Raw genomic sequence first — 18,067 nt, 5'->3', positions numbered from 1 at the left:
CACGTTGTTCAGAAGGTCAGGGGCCGGCGCGAGGCCAGGATTTTTTGCAGGACGGCACAATCGATAGTCGCCGGGACCGGGCGCTCGCCGGTGACGATGGGCAGGAATTCGGTGTCGGGAATGTCGAGGAGCCTCTCATATTGGTCGATTTCGTCGCCGGTCAAGGCGCCGATCTCGGCATCCGCGAAGCTGCCAAGTATAAGGTCCATCTCGCGCATGCCGCGGTGCCACGAACGAAACAGAAGCTTGCGGCGGCGGGCATCGAGGCCCTCGCTGGATCGTTTCGTTCCGGTCATCGTGCAACATCCTTGCCCAGGCGGCGCATATAGCGTGGATAGAAGTCGGTGTCAGCCTTGCGCTACGGCCGGCGCAACATAAGCTGACATCATGCGTCCCTCCCTCCTCGACCCTTTGTTTGTCCCGATCACATCGCTTGCCGGCGTCGGGCCGAAGGTTGGTGCGCTGATCGAGAAAGTCGTGACGGCCGACCTCGGCGACCGGACCGCGCGCGCCGGGGACCTCTTGTTCGTGCTGCCGCATACTGTCATCGACCGCCGCAACCGGCCGGGCATCGCTGGTTCGGCCGAGGGCGCCATTGTCACACTCGACGTACGCATCGACCGCCACCAGCCACCCCCACGCGGCAACAGGTCGGTCCCGTATCGGGTCTACGCCCATGACGACACTGGCGAGATCGCGCTGACCTTCTTCCATGCCCATGCCGCCTATCTCGAAAAAGCAATGCCCGTAGGCGAGCATGTCGTCGTCTCAGGCCGCATGGAATGGTTCAACGGCCGCCCGACCATGGTTCACCCCGACCATATCGCACTTGCCGGCGACGCGGAAAACCTCCCGTTGGTCGAGCCGGTCTATCCGCTGACCGCCGGGCTCTCGGCCAAGGTGCTGCGCCGGGCCATCGGCCAGGCGCTGGCCCGCCTGCCGTTGCTGCCCGAGTGGCAGGACGGCGAGTTCTGGCGCCGCCACGCTTTTCCCGCTTTCGGCGATGCGCTCAACCGCATCCACCATCCTGCCGACCCGATCGACGTCTCTGCCGACGGCGCAGCATGGCGGCGCCTTGCCTATGACGAGTTCCTGGCCAGCCAGGTATCGCTGGCGCTGGTGCGGGCCAAGGTCCGCCGATTATCGGGCCGGCCGCTCGTCGGCGACGGCCGCATAGTCGAACAACTGCGCGTGGCACTCCCCTATTCGCTGACCATGTCGCAGGAAATGGCGCTTGCCGAAATCAACGCCGATCTCGGTGACCCCGAACGCATGCTGCGCCTTTTGCAGGGCGATGTCGGCTCCGGCAAGACGGTGGTCGCGCTGCTTGCCATGGCGCGTGCCGTCGAGGCAGGCGGCCAGGCGGCATTGATGGCGCCGACCGAAATCTTGGCGCGCCAGCATCTGGCAACTATTGCGCCGTTGGCGGAACGGGCCGGCCTGCGTGTGGCCGTCCTCACCGGCCGCGAAAAGGGCCGCGAGCGTGCCGACACGCTGATCAGGCTGGCCAATGGTGACATCGACATCGTCGTCGGCACCCATGCGCTGTTCCAGGAGACAGTGACGTTCCGTGACCTCGTTTTCGCCGTCGTCGACGAGCAGCACCGTTTCGGCGTCCACCAGCGCCTTGCCATTACCGCCAAGGGCGATGCGCCCGACATGCTGGTAATGACAGCAACGCCGATACCGCGGACGCTGGTGCTGACTGCATTCGGCGACATGGATGTGTCGAAGCTGACGGAAAAGCCGGCCGGCCGCCAGCCGATCCGCACCGTCACCTTGCCGCTTGAACGGCTCGACGAACTGATCGGACGCATGCTCGACGCCGTCGCCGATGACCAAAAAATCTACTGGATCTGTCCGCTGGTCGAGGAATCCGAGGAGATCAAACTGATGTCGGCCGAGGACCGTTTTGCCTCGCTGAAGCCGCTGTTCGGCGACCGCATCGGCCTGGTGCACGGCCGCATGAAAGGCACCGACAAAGACGAGGCGATGCGCGCCTTTAAACAGGGCGACACCCGTATCCTGATCGCCACCACCGTCATCGAGGTCGGCGTCGATGTGCCTGATGCGACGATCATGGTCATCGAGCATGCCGAGCGCTTTGGCCTCGCCCAGTTGCACCAATTGCGCGGCCGGGTCGGGCGTGGCGACAAGCCTTCATCCTGCGTGCTGCTCTACAAGGACCCGCTTGGCGAGACGGCAAAACGCCGTTTGTCGGTGATGCGGGAGACCGAGGACGGTTTCCGTATCGCCGAAGAGGATCTGAAGCTGCGCGGCGAAGGCGAGTTGCTCGGCACCCGCCAGTCCGGCACGCCGGGCTTCCAGGTGGCGCGCATCGAGGTGCATGCCGACCTGCTCGAGGCCGCTCGCGACGATGCGCGGCTGATCCTGTCGCGCGATCCGGAACTGCAGTCCGAACGCGGCACGGCGCTGCGCCTGTTGCTCTATCTGTTCGGCCGCGACGAGGCCGTGCGGCTCCTGCGTGCCGGCTGAGGCATCGTGTCGAGCGGAGGATTGGCAAGCGCGTGGATCTGCTCGCCGTTCACTGTCATCATTTTGACAGCTGGCGCCACCAGGCCGGCCGACACGATCAGCTTGGCTCCGTCCTCGATCGTCATGTCGAGCGATACGATGTCGGATTTCGGCACATACATCAGAAAGCCTGTCGTCGGGTTGGGCGTACACGGCATGAACACGGCAATCAGCGGATCGCCTTCCCGGTCGAGCTTCTGGTTGATCTCGGTTTCCTTCTCGCTGGCGACGAAGACAAGCGACCAGACCCCTTTGCGCGGATATTCTACCAACCCGACCTGGCGGAACATGTCGCCCTTGTTCGACAGCACCGTCTCGAAAATCTGCTTCAGCGAACGGTAGATGCCGCGCACCAGCGGCATGCGACCAAGCAGGCGCTCGCCGAAGTTGACGATGGCGCGGCCAACGATATTGGCGGTCATAAAGCCGATGAAAGTGATGAGGATCAGGGCAACGATCAGCCCAAAACCCGGCACTGGAAACGGCAGGTAGGTGTCCGGATTGTAGCGTACCGGAATGTAGGGTTTGACCCAGGAATCGACCCAGCCGATAAGCGACCAGGCAATGTAGGCGGTAATCGCGAGCGGCGCGCAAACGACGAAGCCGGTCAGGAAATAGTTTCTCAGCCGGGTCATGCCTGAGGTCTTGAGAGCGTCCGACATGGTTCACCGCAGCGTGTGTTTGCAGCGCGACACTACTGAACCGGAAGGCGCTTTGGAATGGCGAAGTTTTTAAACGAGACCTATTCCACCGTTACCGATTTCGCCAGGTTGCGAGGCTGGTCGACGTCCGTACCCATGAACACGGCGGTGAAGTAGGCGAGCATCTGGATCGGCAGCGCGTAGATGATCGGCGAGATGATTTCCGGCACGTCCGGCAAAACGATCGTCTCCATCGTCTTCACCGTAGCGTGCGCCGCGCCCTTGCCGTCAGTGATCAGGATGATCTTGCCGCCGCGCGCCGCCACCTCCTGCATGTTCGACACTGTCTTTTCGAAGATGCGGTCATGCGGGGCGATGACGATGACGGGCATGTTCTCGTCGATCAGCGCGATCGGGCCGTGTTTCAGCTCGCCGGCAGCATAGCCTTCGGCATGGATATAGGAGATCTCCTTGAGCTTCAGCGCACCTTCCATGGCCAGCGGAAAATTGGTGTCCCGGCCGAGATAAAGCACATTCTTGTAGTGCGAGAGGTCGCGCGCGATCTTTTCGATCTGCCCGTCGAGCTTTAGCACCTGGTTGGCATAACGCGGCGCTTCCGACAGTTCGCGTATCAGCGTTTTCTCGTGCTCATGCGAAATCGTTCCGCGCGCCACGCCGGCCCGCACCGCCAGCGAGGCCAGCACGGAAAGTTGGCAGGTGAACGCCTTGGTCGAGGCGACGCCGATCTCCGGGCCGGCCAATGTCGGCAGGATGACGTCGGATTCGCGCGCCATGGTCGATTCACGCACATTGACGACCGCGCCGATCTTCATGCCAGCCTTGCGGCAGTAGCGCAGCGATGCCAGCGTGTCGGCGGTCTCACCCGATTGCGAGATGAAGAAAGCGGCATCGTTCTTCGACAGCGGCATCTCGCGGTAGCGGAACTCCGAAGCGACATCGATGTCGACCGGCAGCCGCGCATAGCGCTCGAACCAGTATTTGCTGATCAGCCCGGCGAGATAGGCGGTGCCGCAGGCCGAAATCGCCAGCCGGTCGATCTTGGCGAAATCGAACGGCAGAGCGAGCGGCTTCGAGATGCCCCCGACGAAATCGACATAATGCGCCAGCGTGTGCGAGATCACTTCCGGCTGCTCATGGATTTCCTTTTCCATGAAATGGCGGCGGTTGCCTTTGTCGACCATGAAGCTCGTGCTGAGGGACTGTTGGCGTTTGCGGTCGACCTTGTTGCCGCCCATGTCGAAAATATCGACCTCGTTGCGGCGCACTACCGCCCAGTCGCCGTCTTCCAGATAGGTGATCGAATTGGTGAACGGGGCAAGCGCGATGGCGTCGGAGCCAAGGAACATCTGGCCGTCGCCGTGACCGACGGCGAGCGGCGGGCCATTGCGCGCGCCGACGATCAAATCCTCGTCGCCCTTGAACATGATGGCGAGCGCAAAGGCGCCTTCCAGCCGCTTCAGCGCCTTATGCGCCGCCTCGACCGGCTTCAGCCCCCTGGCCAGTTCGCGCGCCACCAGGTGCGCGACGACCTCGGTATCGGTCTGTGAGGCGAAGCTGTAGCCGTCGCGCATCAGCTCGTCGCGCAATTCGGCGAAATTCTCGATGATGCCGTTATGGACGATGGCGACGCCGTCGGAAAAATGCGGATGGGCATTGCTCTCGTTCGGAACGCCATGCGTGGCCCAGCGCGTGTGGCCGATGCCGATCATGCCGTCGAGCGGTTCGTCCTTCAGCCGGCGCTCGAGATTGACCAGCTTGCCCTCGGCGCGGCGGCGGTCAAGCCTGCCGTGCTCGATCGTGGCGACGCCGGCCGAGTCATAGCCGCGATATTCGAGCCTTTTCAACGCATCGACGATAAGCGGCGCGACCGGCGAGTTACCGACAATTCCAACGATACCGCACATCGCGCTTGCCCCCGATTCCGACCTCAAACCCGGCGCTATTTAGAGACTGCCGGGCTGTCGCGAAAAATCACATTCCATTTTGTCCGGTATCAGCCGGACTGTCCTGCACAGATGCACCATGACAGGGCGCACTTGCAATCCGGTTACTGCAATTGCTCAGTTTCTCCGCTTCTGTATCCTATTTCGGCCCAACGGCTCCAGAAATCAGTCAAAGACATGATCCCGCTCGTCGCGCCTACACTTTTTTCCGGGCCGCCGCGGCCGAAGCAAACCGTTCGCGCAACTCCTTGCCCTTGCCGGGTAGAGTCCGCTGACGGGCGCGGCCGAAGGCCAGCGCATCGTCGGGTACGCTTTCGGTAATGATGCTGCCCGAGGCGATGTAGCCGCCCTTGCCGATCGACACCGGTGCCACCAGCGAGGAGTTCGAGCCGATGAAGGCACCCTCGCCGATATCGGTGAAGAATTTCGAATAACCGTCATAATTGCACGTGATGGTGCCGGCGCCGATATTGGCGCCGGCACCGATGCGAGCATCGCCGATATAGGTCAGGTGGTTGACCTTGGCGCCCTCCTCGACGATCGCCTGCTTCACTTCGCAGAAATTGCCGACCTTGGCCTTGTTTCTCAGATCGGCCCCGGGCCGCAGCCGCGCGAACGGCCCAACATCGCAATTCGACGCGATGGTGGCGCCTTCGATATGGCTGAAGGCATGGATCTTGGCGCCGGTCGCGATTTTCACGCCTGGGCCGAACCAAACATTGGGCTCGACAATCGTGTCGGCGCCGATCTCGGTGTCGTGCGAGAAGAACACGGTTTCGGGCGCAACCAGTGTCACCCCGGAAAGCATCGCTTCCTGCCGTCGACGCGCCTGCCAGATACCTTCCGCCTGGGCAAGCTCGGCACGGTTGTTGATGCCGAGCGCATTCTCGAAACTGGCTTCGGTGGCTACGACATCAAGTCCCTGCGCAGCGGCGATCTCGACGATGTCGGTGAGATAATACTCACCCTTAGCGTTCTTGCTGCCGACTTGATCGAGCAACTTCAGCGCGTGCCTGCCGGCGACCGCCATCAGCCCGCCATTGCAGAAGGTGATTTTCTTCTCCTCGTCCGAGCAGTCCTTCTCCTCGCGGATGGCCACGAGCTTGCCGGCCTTTTCGATAAGCCGGCCATAGCCCGAAGGATTTTCCGTACGGAAGCCGACCACGACGACGGCCGCACCTTCGGCCAGCTTCAGCCGCGCCGCCGCGAGCGCTTCCGGATCGATCAACGGCGTGTCGCCAAACATCACCAGGATGTCGTCATAACCTTTTGATATTGCTGCGCGTGCGGCAAGCACGGCGTGCGCGGTGCCGAGACGTTTCTCCTGGACGAAAGCTTCGGCCTTGGGCGCAAACTTGAGTGCGGCCTTGCGCATGTCATCGGCGCCATGGCCGATCACCAGCGCCAGATCGCCGCTGCCGGCGGCTTCGGCGGCCTTGACGACATGGGCAACCATTGGCAGGCCGGCGATTGTGTGCAGCACTTTCGGCACCGCACTCTTCATGCGCGTGCCTTCGCCGGCGGCGAGGATGATGGACAGGCAAGATCTCTGGCTCATGGGGACAGCAACCGTTGAAAGGGGTCTGGAATCGCAGCGTTAGTAGCACCGGCGCCATGCTGCACCAATGCGGTTAAATTCCGGTGAGACGGTGGAACCTCCAACCCGCGGCACGCTCAGGCCGATCGGCTCAGGCGGCTTCCGCCTCGTTGCGTGATGCGAAGCTGGGGGCTCGGCCACGGCCGTATTGCCGTGGCGAACAGTTCATGACCCGCTTGAAGGCTGTGCTGAAGGCGCTTTCGGATTCGTAGCCGAGCGACAGCGCGATGACGGCGACAGGATCGCTGGAATTCGTCAGCCGATCCCCGGCCAGCAGCATTCGCCAGCGCGTCAAATAGTCCATCGGCGACGCGCCGACCGTCTCCTTGAATCTGAGCGCAAAGGTCGATCGCGACATGCCGGCCCGTTCCGCCAATTCCTGTAACGTCCAGCCATGCGCCGGATCGTCGTGCATGGCGCTGATCGCCGCGCCGATCTGTTTGTCCGCGAGGGCAAAGAGCCAGCCGATGCCGCCTTTCAATCCTTCCGAAAGATGCAGCCGCAGCGCCTGAACCAGCATCATGTGGGCGAGGTGCTGGATCACCAGAAAGCCGCCCGGTTGTGGCTCGCGCAGCTCCTGCATCATCCGCTCCACTGACCAGCGCAGCGCCGACTTGTCCGACTCTTTGCGGATATGCACAATGGCTGGCAGCATCCGCAACAGGATGCCGGCATGATTGCCGCCAAGCGCGAAGCGGCTGCTGACCAGAAAGAAATCACCACCGCCATTGTGCGTCACGACACCGCCGGCTCGCGCAGGCGGAAAAATCTTGATGGCTTCAACAGGCGACAAACTCATGTCGCTTGCAAGGCGGAAAGGCCGCCCACTCGGCAACAGGAAGCAGTCCCCCGTCTCAAGGCGCACTGCGTCGGCAACGCCCTCTACTGACAGCCAGCACCGGCCGGAGACCACCGCTCCGGTCTTGATGCTTTGCTGCTGGTCGGGGAACTGGATCGACCATTCACCACCTGCATCGAAGCCGGCCGACATATAGTTTCGCGGCTTCAGCAGCGAGAGCACATCTGAAAGAGGATCCACGTGTCATTCCGGACGATTGCGAAGATAATACGGACTTTACCGCATAGATCGTATTTCCTCAAGCGGCTATCACGACGTCACCGGGCCGCGAAAATGGTCGTGGTCAGAAACGAACAAGGACAAGTCGTGATGCGTGTTTTCGTTACCGGAGCGACCGGATTCGTCGGTTCTGCCGTCGTTCAAGAACTCATCGGCGCCGGCCATCAGGTGCTCGGCCTCGCCCGCTCGGAGGCATCGGCCAAGTCGCTCGCCGCCACTGGAGCCGAGATGCATCGAGGCGACCTCGAAGACGTGGAGAGCCTGCGCAGGGGCGCGGCAGCCGCCGATGCGGTTATCCACACCGGGTTCAACCATGACTTCTCGAAGTTCGCGCAAAACTGCGAGATGGACCGGCGTGCCATCGAGGTGATGGGCGGAGCACTCGAAGGCTCCGAGCGCCTCCTGCTCGTCACCTCGGGGACCGCGCTCCAGGCGCGGGGCCGTATCGCGACCGAGGAAGATGCGCCTGTCCCCTCTTCCGCTTCATATCCCCGCGCCTCCGAAGCGACAGCCGCCGCGCTGGCGGCACGCGGGGTGCGCGCATCGGTTGTCCGCCTTCCTCCGTCGGTCCATGGCCAGGGCGACCACGCCTTTGTTCCTATTCTCATCGACCTCGCTCGCAAGAAGGGCGTGTCGGCCTATATCGGCGAAGGGCTCAATCGCTGGCCTGCCGTGCATCGGTTCGATGCCGCCCGCGTCTACCGCCTTGCGCTCGAGCATGGAGCCGGTGGCGCGCGATATCACGCGATCGCCGAAGAAGGCGTGCCGTTCAAGGACATCGCCGGCGTGATCGGCCGGCGCCTGAACGTGCCGGTCGTCGCCAAGTCCGCCGAAGAAGCCGCCGATCATTTTGGCTGGTTCGCGATGTTCGCGGCGATGGATGTCCCGACCTCAAGCGAACGGACCCAGGCGCTGCTGGGGTGGCAGCCGAGCGGACCTGGGCTGATCGCTGATATCGACCAGCCGGGCTATTTCGAAGGCTGAACAGACCACGTCGGGCGGCAAACCTAGCCCAATTGCCCCAGCACCGGAAAATTCTCGAGCAGCCAATATGACATCGTCTGCACGCCGCCGGTCAGGAAAAACACGCCGGCGACCACCAACAGCGCGCCGATGGCTTTTTCGACGCGGCCGAGATGGACGCGGAATTTCGAGAGAAAGCGCATGAAGGCGCCGGAAAACAGCGCAGCGATCAGGAACGGGATACCGAGGCCGAGCGAGTAGGCGGCAAGCAGCAGCGCGCCCTCGCCCACCGTCTCGCGACCGCCGGCGAGCGTCAGGATCGGCCCCAGCACCGGGCCGATACAGGGCGTCCAGCCAAAGGCGAAGGCCAAGCCCATGACGTAAGCGGCGATCAGGCTGGCCGGCTTGCCTTGTGACTGGAAGCGCGCCTCGCGTGAAAGCAAAGGGATACGCAGTACGCCGAGGAAATTCAGCCCCATCAGGATGATCAGCACACCGGCCGCCATTGCCAGCGGCTCCTGCCAGACCCGTAACAAATGGCCGATGGTCGAGGCGCCAGCGCCGAGCGCGACGAAGACGGTCGAGAAGCCGAGCACGAAGGCGATGGAGGAATTAACCAGCGCGCCTCGCGCACCGGCCTTTGCCGTAATGCCGGCCTCGCCGCGGAAATCGTCGACGGACACGCCGGCCATATAGCACAGGTAAGGCGGCACCAGTGGCAGCACGCAGGGGGACAGGAACGAAATTGCTCCCGCCCCGATCGCACTGACATAGCCGACGTCCAACGCCATTTCCGTCTCCAGATGACTGCACAGCCATATAGCCGCGACAACGTCCGTCCGCCAATCACCATCGCGTGGCCCCCATCACATTGGGTAGCAAGTCGACGCCGTCGCCTGGATCAATGGAAAACAGTGCGGGAAGAAAGGGCAGCCGGGCAGCGTTGACCAGAAGAAGCCGCGGTTCCGCGCGCTTTTCGAACATTCAGGGAGAGGTCTATGAAAACAATCGCAATTGGCATGGCGGCGCTTTTGCTCGGCACTGCCGGATCCTTCGCCGCCGAGGCGTGGAAGGAAGCGGAGGTCGGCGGCACCAAGATCTACACCGACGCCAGCGGCATGACGCTCTACACCTACGACAAGGACGAGGCCGGCAAGTCGAACTGTTACGACAAATGCGCCGCCAATTGGCCGCCGCTGAAGGCTGACGCCAACGCCAAGGCCGAGGGCGAATGGACGATCGTCGACCGCACCGACGGCACCAGGATGTGGGCCTACGAAGGCAAGCCGCTCTACACGTTCATCAAGGACAAGAAGGCCGGCGACGTCACCGGCGAGGGTGTCGGCGGCGCCTGGCATATCGCCAAGGCCGACTAAGCCTTGAGCTTCTGATCCGCTGTAACAGGCGGTAACACGGCTGGTCGCTAGGAGCTTGACCCAACCGCCCCGGCGGCCAACTTTTCAGCACGCCAGTTCCTTGCAACTATCCGGGCAAATGCCGGGCTACCGATTGCGCGCTTCACAGCATCTGTTCAAGCGGGGCTGGCGCGTGCTCGATGTTTCTCTTATATCCGCGGGAGAGTTTGTCCCGTTCTCCAGGATCAATTGCCGGGTTTGTCCAGCGATAGGCTGCTCATTTCCCTTGTCCAGGATTGCGGAAATCGCATGGCGCGCCGTTGGGTTGCGCATTCGGTGCAGGGCCGCATTTTGACTGCTTGGCCTTGACCGGATGCAAAAGCGCGGCCATGTGAGCGACACATTGAACGAGATTTCGTCGCGCGCAGCGGAATTCTTCTGCCGCATCACAACTGATATGAGACCGTATGGACGTCGTCGTCGTCGAATCGCCGGCCAAGGCGAAGACAATCAACAAGTACCTCGGCAAGAACTACAAGGTTCTGGCTTCGTTCGGCCATGTCCGCGATCTGCCGGCCAAGGACGGCTCGGTGCGTCCGGATGAGGACTTTGCCATGTCCTGGGCCGTCGACACCGCGTCTGGAAAGCGTCTCGCCGATATCGCCAAGGCGGTCAAGGACGCCGACGGGCTGATCCTCGCCACCGATCCGGACCGCGAGGGCGAAGCGATCTCCTGGCATGTCCTGGAAGTGCTGAAGCAAAAGCGAGCACTGAAGGACAAGCCGGTCAGCCGCGTCGTCTTCAACGCCATCACCAAGGCGTCGGTGCTGGAGGCGATGGCCAATCCCCGCCAGATCGATGCGCCGCTGGTCGATGCCTATCTCGCCCGCCGTGCGCTCGACTATCTGGTCGGCTTCACGCTGTCGCCCGTGCTGTGGCGCAAACTGCCCGGCGCCCGGTCCGCCGGCCGTGTCCAGTCGGTGGCGCTGCGTCTGGTCTGCGACCGCGAATCCGAAATCGAGCGCTTCATCCGCGAGGAATACTGGCAGGTCGCCGCCATTCTCGGCACGCCACGCAAGGAAAATTTCGAGGCGCGGCTGACCGCCTTCGAGCGCAAGAAGCTGCAAAAGCTCGACATTTCCAACAAGACGCAGGCCGACGACATCAAGGCGATGCTCGAAGGCGCCAGCTTCAAGGCGGCGTCGGTCGAAGCCAAGCCGACCAAGCGCAATCCCGGGCCGCCCTTCACCACCTCGACGCTGCAGCAGGCAGCCTCGTCGGGTCTCGGCTTTTCGGCCAACCGCACCATGCAGGTGGCGCAGCGGCTCTATGAGGGCATGGAGATCGGCGGTGAGACCACTGGCCTGATCACCTATATGCGGACCGACGGCGTGCAGATGGCACCGGAGGCGATCTCTGCCGCACGCGATGCGATCGCCAAGGAATTCGGTGCCAAATACCTGCCTGAAAAGGCGCGCTACTATTCCGCCAAGGCCAAGAATGCCCAGGAGGCGCACGAAGCGATCCGTCCGACCGATTTCATGCGCACGCCGGCTTCCGTCAGGCAGTATCTCGACGCCGACCAGGCGCGGCTTTACGAGATGATCTGGAAACGCGCCATCGCCAGCCAGATGCAGCCGGCCGAGATAGAGCGCACCACGGTCGAGATCGAGGCCATCAACGGTTCGCGTACCGCCGAGCTTCGTGCTGTCGGCTCCGTTGTTCGCTTCGACGGCTTCCTTGCTGCCTACATCGAGCAAAAGGAAGAAGATTCGGAAGACGAGGAAAGCCGCCGCCTGCCCGAGATCCGTGCCGGCGAGCAGCTCACACGCGAGGCGATCAACGCCACCCAGCACACCACCGAACCGCCGCCGCGTTATTCGGAAGCTTCGCTGATCAAGAAGCTGGAAGAGCTGGGCATCGGCCGGCCGTCGACCTATACGGCGATCCTGAAGACGCTCGAGGATCGCGATTACGTCACCATCGACAAGCGCAAGCTGGTGCCACAGGCCAAGGGCCGGCTATTGTCAGCCTTCCTCGAAAGCTTCTTCGAGCGTTATGTCGAGTACGACTTCACCGCATCGCTCGAGGAGAAACTCGATGAAATCTCCGACGGCAAGCTCGCCTGGAAGGACGTGCTGCGAGATTTCTGGAAGGATTTTTCCGGCGCCGTCGCCGACATCAAGGAGCTGCGGGTCACCGACGTCCTCGATGCGTTGAACGAGGAACTGGCGCCGCTGGTGTTTCCCGCGCGCGAAGACGGTTCGAACCCGCGCATCTGTCCGAAATGCGGCACCGGCAACCTGTCGCTGAAGCTCGGCAAGTTCGGCGCCTTCGTCGGCTGTTCGAACTATCCCGAATGCTCCTTTACCCGCCAGCTTGGCGACGCCGCCAATCCCAATGGCGAGAACGGCGGTGGCGAAGACGGCACCAAATTGCTCGGCAAGGACCCCTATACCGCCGAGGAGATCACGCTGCGCAATGGCCGGTTCGGCCCCTATGTCCAGCGCGGCGACGGTAAGGATGCCAAGCGCTCCAGCCTGCCCAAGGGCTGGACTGCCGATTCGATCGATCATGAAAAGGCGCTCGCCTTGTTGTCGCTGCCGCGCGACGTCGGCAAGCATCCGGAATCCGGCAAGATGATTTCGGCAGGGCTGGGGCGCTACGGGCCGTTCGTGCTGCATGACGGCACCTACGCCAATCTCGACAGCATCGAGGACGTGTTCTCGATCGGCCTCAATCGCGCCGTCTCGGTGATCGCCGAGAAGCAATTGAAGGGCAAAGGCGGCCGCAATGGCGGCACAGCCGCTGCGCTCAAGGAACTTGGCGAGCATCCTTCCGGCGGCGGCAAGATCGTCGTGCGCGACGGCAAATACGGCCCTTATGTGAATTTCGGCAAGGTCAATGCGACGCTGCCGAAGGGCAAGGACCCGCAATCGGTGACGATCGACGATGCCGTTGCGCTCATTGCGGAAAAGGAAGCCAAGGGCGGCAATGGCGCCAGGAAGCCCTTCCGCAAAGCGGCCGCGCCTGCCAAGAAACCAGCTGCAGCCAAAAAACCGGCGGCCAGGAAAAAGGGATAGGACGGGTTGGCGCGCAAAGTCTCCGGAAGAAGCCACGGCGATCTGCGCACCGCCGATACCCGCGCCAAGGTCAGGGACAATTACCGGCCGTCACGCGACGAGATACTGCGTTACATCGCCGAAAATCCGGACCGCGCGGGAAAACGCGACATCGCAAAGGCGTTTGCGCTACGCGGCGAAGACCGTATCTGGCTGAAGGACGTCTTGCGCGACCTGCAGGACGAAGGCCTGCTGACCAAGGAGCGCAAGCGGCTCGCCCGTGTCGGCGCCCTGCCCCACGTCGCGGTGCTCGACATCTTCGGCCGTGACGCCGACGGTGTGCTGCTGGCGCACCCGACCGAAGCGATCGGCAATGGCGAACCGCCGGTCATAGCGATCCGCGTGTCGCGCGGCAATGGGCCGACGCCTGGTATCGGCGACCGCGTGCTGGCCAAGACCTTTCCGACCGACGACCCGGCAGGCCCCGCCTATACCGGCCGGGTTATGAAGATATTCGAGAAGCGCACCGATGCGGTTCTCGGCGTTTTTCGCGTGCTGAAGGACGGCACGTTCCGCATCGAGCCGGTGGAAAGGCGCCAGCCGGAGCTGGTCGTCGACAAGGAATTCCAGAACGGCGCCAAGAACGGCGACCTGGTCGAGGTCGAGCCGGCGCGGGCCTCCCGCTACGGGCTGCCGAGAGCCAAGGTTCTGGCGGTGTTGGGCTCGCTGACCAGCGAAAAGGCGGTCTCGATGATCGCCATTCACGCACACGACATTCCGCACATTTTTCCCGCCGACGTCATCGCCGAGGCGGAGGCGGTCAAGCCTGCCACGCTTGCCGGCCGCGAGGATTGGCGCGAGCTGCCGCTGCTCACCATCGATCCGGCCGACGCCAAGGATCATGATGACGCGGTGTTCGCCATGCCCGACACCGACGAGAAGAACGCCGGCGGCGTGGTTGTCACCGTCGCCATTGCCGATGTCGCTGCATACGTGCGCTATGGCACGGCGCTCGATCGCGAAGCGCTGAAGCGCGGCAATTCTGTCTATTTCCCCGACCGCGTCGTGCCGATGCTGCCGGAGCGCATCTCGAACGACCTCTGTTCACTGCGCGAGGGCCAGGATCGTCCGGCGATAGCGGTGCGGATGACTTTCTCGGCCGATGGCCACAAACTCAGACACTCGTTCCATCGCGTCATGATGAAGTCGGCGGCGAAACTCGCCTATCAGCAGGCGCAAGCGGCGATCGACGGCGCACCGGACGACACGACTGGCCCGATCCTCGATGCGGTGCTGAAGCCGCTATGGGACGCCTACGGGATCCTGAAGCGCGGCCGCGACACGCGCCAGCCGCTTGAACTCGATCTGCCCGAGCGCAAGATCCTACTCAAGCAGGACGGCACCGTCGACAAGGTCGTCGTGCCGGAGCGGCTCGACGCGCACAAGCTGATCGAAGAGTTCATGATCCAGGCCAATGTCGCCGCCGCCGAGACACTCGAGGCGAAGCGGCAGGCGCTGGTCTACCGCATCCACGATGCGCCTTCGCTTGCCAAGCAGGAATCGCTGCGTGAATTCCTGCAGACGCTCGGCCTGTCGTTGGCGCGCGGCGCGCAGATGCGGCCGAACCAGTTCAACGGCATCCTCGCTCGTGTGCGCGGCGCCGACAATGAGGGACTGGTCAACGAAGTGGTGCTGCGCTCGCAAAGCCAGGCCGAATATTCGCCTGCCAATATCGGCCATTTCGGCCTCAATCTTAAGCGCTATGCGCATTTCACCTCGCCGATCCGCCGCTATGCCGACCTGATCGTGCATCGCGGGCTGATTGCCGCACTCGGCCTTGGTCCGGGCGGCCTGACGCAGGACGAGGCGGAACGGCTGGAAGAGGTCTCGGCGCTGATTTCGGCGACCGAGCGGCGCGCAATGGCCGCCGAGCGCGACACGGTCGACCGGTTGATCGCCGCCCATCTCGCCGAGCGCATCGACGACCGTTTCGACGCCCGTATCTCGGGCGTCACCAAATCGGGCCTGTTTGTCCAATTGCCGCAGTATGGCGCGGATGGCTTCATTCCGGTCTCAACCCTGGGCGGCGACTACTATATATACGACGAAACTGCTCGATCGCTTTTCGGAGAACGCACCGGCAAGGGCTACCAGCTTGCTGATCGCGTCGAGGTTCGCCTGATCGAGGTGGCGCCGATGGCCGGCGCGATGCGTTTCGAGATGCTGACCGAGCCAAAGCCGCTGCCCGGCTCCAAACGGTCGTTCCACAAGGCCAAAGGCCGCGCCCGGGCGTCGCAATCGCGCCCAGGTTCGCGCGGCAGGAGACGGTAATGCCAACAGAACTGCAGGTGGAAAAACGGGTTTTCGGTGGCGAACATCACTCGGGCCGGACCGCCCGGCCACTATGGACGGCAATGAAGCGCGGCATGCTCGGCCGCTGCCCGCATTGTGGGGAGGGCAAGCTGTTTCGCGCCTTCGTCAAGACCGTCGACAAATGCGATCATTGCGGCGAGGAGCTCCACCATCATCGGGCCGACGACCTGCCGGCCTATCTTGTGGTGGTCATTGTCGGCCACATCGTGCTTGGCGCTTTCATGGGTGTCGAGGCGACCTCGACGCTGTCGACCTGGCAGCACATCGCCATCTGGGTGCCATTGACCATCATTCTCGCCGTCGTCCTGCTGCAGCCAGTCAAGGGCGCTGTCATCGGCTTGCAATGGGCGTTTTATATGCACGGCTTTGGTGGTGACGAAGATCTGATCGAGTCGCATCCCGAGGCTTGAAACCGAGGCTGGCGCAATCGGCATGGCTGGACGCCACTTTCGCATCGGAGAAGATTCCGCTAGGTCGAGCGCATGGACGTTGTGACCAAGGCGGAAGTCGACAAGGTTGAGCGGGTCGCGCTCGACGCCAAGCCTATACGCCCGCGCGACGCCGCGACGCTGATCCTGCTCGACGGCAAGGGCGACGAGATCCTGGTGCTGATGGGCCGCCGCCACGCCCGTCATGCCTTCATGCCGGGAAAATTCGTGTTTCCGGGCGGCCGCACCGATCCGGCCGACAGCCACATCCCGACAGCCACCGCACTTCATCCCGACGAAGAAGCGAGATTGACCGCTGGCATCGGCCGCACCAGCCCGGCCCGCGCCCGCGCCATTGCCCTGTCGGCAATCCGCGAAACCTATGAGGAGGCCGGCCTGCTGATCGGCCAAAAAGGGGTCTTCGCAACCGCCAAGCGCGACTGGCAGGGCTTTGTCGAGCACGGCGTCATCCCATCACTGCAAGCGCTGCGCTTCGTCGCACGCGCCATCACCCCGCCCAACCGGGTGCGCCGGTTCGATACGCGCTTTCTCGCCGCATGGCGCGACGATGTCGCCGTGGAACTGCCGGATGGCGGTCCGACCAACGAATTGGAGGACGTCGTTTGGCTGCCGCTGGCCAAGGCCAGGCAAGCAGATATCCCAGACATCACGCGCACGGTCCTGGAGGGACTGGAAACCCGCCTCGCCCAGGATCCGCTGCTGAGCCCCGGCGGTCGCGTGCCGTTCTACCGGCTTGTCCGCAATCGCTTCGTCCGCGAAATTCTCTAGAGCAGCCAGGCATTCCATGACAGTCGACATCCAGCCGCAGGGCAAGGAACGCGTACACTGGCTGCCGATGGTCGCGGCGATCTCGTCGATCAGCGTCGTCGGCATTGCCATCGGCCTCGGCATGCCGCTGCTCAGCGTGATCCTTGAAACGCGCGGCCACTCCGCGTCGATGATCGGCCTCAACACCGCGGTCGCCGGCCTCGCCTCGATCGCCGGCGCACCGCTCGCCACTCCGCTTGCCATGCGGTTCGGGGTCGCCTGGACAATGCTTGCCATGATTGCGGCCGGAGCGCTGGCCTTTGTCGGTTTCCATTTCGCGCCAGCTTTCTGGATGTGGTTTCCGCTGCGGGTCCTGCTGCATATCGCGCTGACGGTGCTGTTCATCCTGTCGGAATTCTGGATCAGCACCTCGGCGCCGCCACACCGGCGCGGACTGGTCCTCGGCATCTATGCCACCGTGCTGTCTCTCGGCTTTGCCGCCGGGCCTTGGCTGTTCGCCCACCTTGGCAGCAGCGGTTTCCTCCCTTTCGGCGTCACCATCGCACTGGTTACGCTGGCTGCCATACCGGTTCTGGCGGCACGCAACGAGAGCCCGACGATCGTCTCGGACGGCGAAACCAGCAATTTCCTGCGTTATATCTGGCTGGTGCCGACGGCGACCGCCGCCGTGCTGGTGTTCGGCGCGGTCGAGACCGGCGGCTTTGCGCTGTTCCCCGTCTATGGTAGCCGCATCGGCTACTCAGAGGCGGACGCAGCCCTTTTGCTCACCATGATCGGCCTCGGCAACGTGCTGTTGCAGATCCCGATCGGCATGATCAGCGACCGCGTCAGCGACCGCCGCTATTTGCTGATGGCCTGTGCCACCGTCGGGCTTGCCGGCACAATCTTCATGCCGTTCTTCGCGCAGAACTGGCATATGATGGCAGCGCTTCTGTTCGTCTGGGGCGGTGTGGTCGCTGCCATGTACACAATCGGCCTGGCGCATCTCGGCTCGCAGCTTTCCGGCCATGAATTGGCCTCCGCCAACGCCGCCTTCGTGCTCTGCTACGGCGTCGGCATGGTGCTTGGCCCGCAGGCAATCGGCATCGGCATGGACGCTTTCGGGCCGTCGGGCTTCGGTTGGGCGCTCGGCCTGTTCTTCGCCTGCTATATCGTGCTGGTCGGCACCAGGCTGCTCCGCAAAATCCTCTGAGTCGGCCCAGCTGCCGACATCGCTCCCACTGCTGACCAACTACTGACACAACCATGTCAGGAGGGCTCGAGTATATGCTCCTCCAAAGTG

At 63.1% G+C, this 18,067-nt stretch carries 15 protein-coding genes; 8 read left to right on the top strand and 7 right to left on the bottom strand.

The annotated features are described in order from the left end of the window. Positions 1–8: 8 nt before the first annotated feature. Positions 9–296, bottom strand: a complete 288-nt coding sequence (locus NKH50_RS02765) for an FAD assembly factor SdhE (RefSeq protein ID WP_352650500.1) — start codon at positions 294–296, stop codon at positions 9–11. A gap of 91 nt (positions 297–387) precedes the next feature. Here NKH50_RS02765 and recG point away from each other — a divergent pair, with 91 nt between their 5' ends. Beyond that, on the top strand, positions 388–2,496 hold the full coding sequence (gene recG, locus NKH50_RS02760) for an ATP-dependent DNA helicase RecG (RefSeq protein ID WP_352876535.1): 2,109 nt from the start codon (positions 388–390) through the stop codon (positions 2,494–2,496). Here the strand turns inward: recG and NKH50_RS02755 are convergent. The 4 genes from NKH50_RS02755 to NKH50_RS02740 all read right to left on the bottom strand — a co-directional run bounded on the left by NKH50_RS02755 (position 2,448) and on the right by NKH50_RS02740 (position 7,776). Beyond that, positions 2,448–3,197: a DUF502 domain-containing protein gene (locus tag NKH50_RS02755; RefSeq protein WP_352650496.1), complete on the bottom strand. Its 750-nt coding sequence runs from the start codon at positions 3,195–3,197 to the stop codon at positions 2,448–2,450. The two genes, recG and NKH50_RS02755, sit on opposite strands and share 49 nt — an antisense overlap. Positions 3,198–3,277: 80 nt before the next feature. After that, entirely contained in the window at positions 3,278–5,101 is a 1,824-nt protein-coding gene (glmS, locus tag NKH50_RS02750; RefSeq protein ID WP_352650494.1) for a glutamine--fructose-6-phosphate transaminase (isomerizing), read from the bottom strand. A 235-nt stretch (positions 5,102–5,336) separates the two neighbouring features. After that, positions 5,337–6,698, bottom strand: a complete 1,362-nt coding sequence (glmU, locus tag NKH50_RS02745; protein WP_352650493.1) for a bifunctional UDP-N-acetylglucosamine diphosphorylase/glucosamine-1-phosphate N-acetyltransferase GlmU — start codon at positions 6,696–6,698, stop codon at positions 5,337–5,339. A 130-nt stretch (positions 6,699–6,828) separates the two neighbouring features. Continuing rightward, positions 6,829–7,776 carry an AraC family transcriptional regulator gene (locus tag NKH50_RS02740; RefSeq protein ID WP_352876531.1) on the bottom strand — a complete coding sequence of 316 codons (948 nt, stop codon included), beginning with the start codon at positions 7,774–7,776 and terminating at the stop codon, positions 6,829–6,831. A gap of 129 nt (positions 7,777–7,905) precedes the next feature. Here NKH50_RS02740 and NKH50_RS02735 point away from each other — a divergent pair, with 129 nt between their 5' ends. Then, the gene (locus tag NKH50_RS02735; protein WP_352876528.1) at positions 7,906–8,799 is read left to right on the top strand and encodes an SDR family oxidoreductase; all 894 of its coding nucleotides are present in this window, start codon (positions 7,906–7,908) and stop codon (positions 8,797–8,799) included. 23 nt (positions 8,800–8,822) lie between these two features. On the opposite strand, the gene NKH50_RS02730 is transcribed toward NKH50_RS02735, so the two are convergent. Then, on the bottom strand, positions 8,823–9,569 hold the full coding sequence (locus tag NKH50_RS02730) for a cytochrome c biogenesis CcdA family protein (RefSeq protein WP_352479022.1): 747 nt from the start codon (positions 9,567–9,569) through the stop codon (positions 8,823–8,825). 55 nt (positions 9,570–9,624) lie between these two features. Next, positions 9,625–9,762, bottom strand: coding sequence for a hypothetical protein (locus NKH50_RS02725; protein WP_352806902.1), 138 nt, complete (start codon positions 9,760–9,762; stop codon positions 9,625–9,627). Positions 9,763–9,776: 14 nt separating this feature from the next. Here NKH50_RS02725 and NKH50_RS02720 point away from each other — a divergent pair, with 14 nt between their 5' ends. The 6 genes from NKH50_RS02720 (at position 9,777) to NKH50_RS02695 (ending at position 17,977) form a co-directional block, all read left to right on the top strand. Then, positions 9,777–10,154 (top strand): COG4315 family predicted lipoprotein, encoded by a 378-nt coding sequence (locus tag NKH50_RS02720; protein WP_352479023.1) that lies wholly within the window; start codon positions 9,777–9,779, stop codon positions 10,152–10,154. 446 nt (positions 10,155–10,600) lie between these two features. Next, positions 10,601–13,216: a type I DNA topoisomerase gene (topA, locus tag NKH50_RS02715; RefSeq protein WP_352876523.1), complete on the top strand. Its 2,616-nt coding sequence runs from the start codon at positions 10,601–10,603 to the stop codon at positions 13,214–13,216. A 6-nt stretch (positions 13,217–13,222) separates the two neighbouring features. After that, positions 13,223–15,526 carry a ribonuclease R gene (gene rnr / locus NKH50_RS02710; RefSeq protein WP_502900965.1) on the top strand — a complete coding sequence of 768 codons (2,304 nt, stop codon included), beginning with the start codon at positions 13,223–13,225 and terminating at the stop codon, positions 15,524–15,526. Continuing rightward, complete coding sequence (locus NKH50_RS02705) at positions 15,526–15,978, top strand: DUF983 domain-containing protein (RefSeq protein WP_352650487.1); 453 nt, start codon at positions 15,526–15,528, stop codon at positions 15,976–15,978. Before rnr ends, NKH50_RS02705 begins: the two co-directional genes overlap by 1 nt. A 72-nt stretch (positions 15,979–16,050) precedes the next feature. After that, entirely contained in the window at positions 16,051–16,785 is a 735-nt protein-coding gene (locus tag NKH50_RS02700) for an NUDIX hydrolase (protein WP_352876520.1), read from the top strand. 16 nt (positions 16,786–16,801) lie between these two features. Further along, a complete protein-coding gene (locus tag NKH50_RS02695) occupies positions 16,802–17,977 on the top strand; it encodes an MFS transporter (protein ID WP_352508826.1) in 1,176 nt (391 codons plus the stop codon). Positions 17,978–18,067: the final 90 nt, after the last annotated feature.

It is taken from the genome of Mesorhizobium sp. M1027, assembly GCF_040318745.1.
GTDB lineage: Bacteria > Pseudomonadota > Alphaproteobacteria > Rhizobiales > Rhizobiaceae > Mesorhizobium.
This window is presented reverse-complemented; position numbering and strand designations above follow the sequence as displayed.

Bases quoted from the DNA above. Each gene is read 5' to 3' on its own strand.
- NKH50_RS02765 (WP_352650500.1), bottom strand. From the start codon at position 296: ATGACCGGAACGAAACGATCCAGCGAGGGCCTCGATGCCCGCCGCCGC.
- recG (WP_352876535.1), top strand. From the start codon at position 388: ATGCGTCCCTCCCTCCTCGACCCTTTGTTTGTCCCGATCACATCGCTT.
- NKH50_RS02755 (WP_352650496.1), bottom strand. From the start codon at position 3,197: ATGTCGGACGCTCTCAAGACCTCAGGCATGACCCGGCTGAGAAACTAT.
- glmS (WP_352650494.1), bottom strand. From the start codon at position 5,101: ATGTGCGGTATCGTTGGAATTGTCGGTAACTCGCCGGTCGCGCCGCTT.
- glmU (WP_352650493.1), bottom strand. From the start codon at position 6,698: ATGAGCCAGAGATCTTGCCTGTCCATCATCCTCGCCGCCGGCGAAGGC.
- NKH50_RS02735 (WP_352876528.1), top strand. From the start codon at position 7,906: ATGCGTGTTTTCGTTACCGGAGCGACCGGATTCGTCGGTTCTGCCGTC.
- NKH50_RS02730 (WP_352479022.1), bottom strand. From the start codon at position 9,569: ATGGCGTTGGACGTCGGCTATGTCAGTGCGATCGGGGCGGGAGCAATT.
- NKH50_RS02725 (WP_352806902.1), bottom strand. From the start codon at position 9,762: ATGTTCGAAAAGCGCGCGGAACCGCGGCTTCTTCTGGTCAACGCTGCC.
- NKH50_RS02720 (WP_352479023.1), top strand. From the start codon at position 9,777: ATGAAAACAATCGCAATTGGCATGGCGGCGCTTTTGCTCGGCACTGCC.
- topA (WP_352876523.1), top strand. From the start codon at position 10,601: ATGGACGTCGTCGTCGTCGAATCGCCGGCCAAGGCGAAGACAATCAAC.
- NKH50_RS02705 (WP_352650487.1), top strand. From the start codon at position 15,526: ATGCCAACAGAACTGCAGGTGGAAAAACGGGTTTTCGGTGGCGAACAT.
- NKH50_RS02700 (WP_352876520.1), top strand. From the start codon at position 16,051: ATGGACGTTGTGACCAAGGCGGAAGTCGACAAGGTTGAGCGGGTCGCG.
- NKH50_RS02695 (WP_352508826.1), top strand. From the start codon at position 16,802: ATGACAGTCGACATCCAGCCGCAGGGCAAGGAACGCGTACACTGGCTG.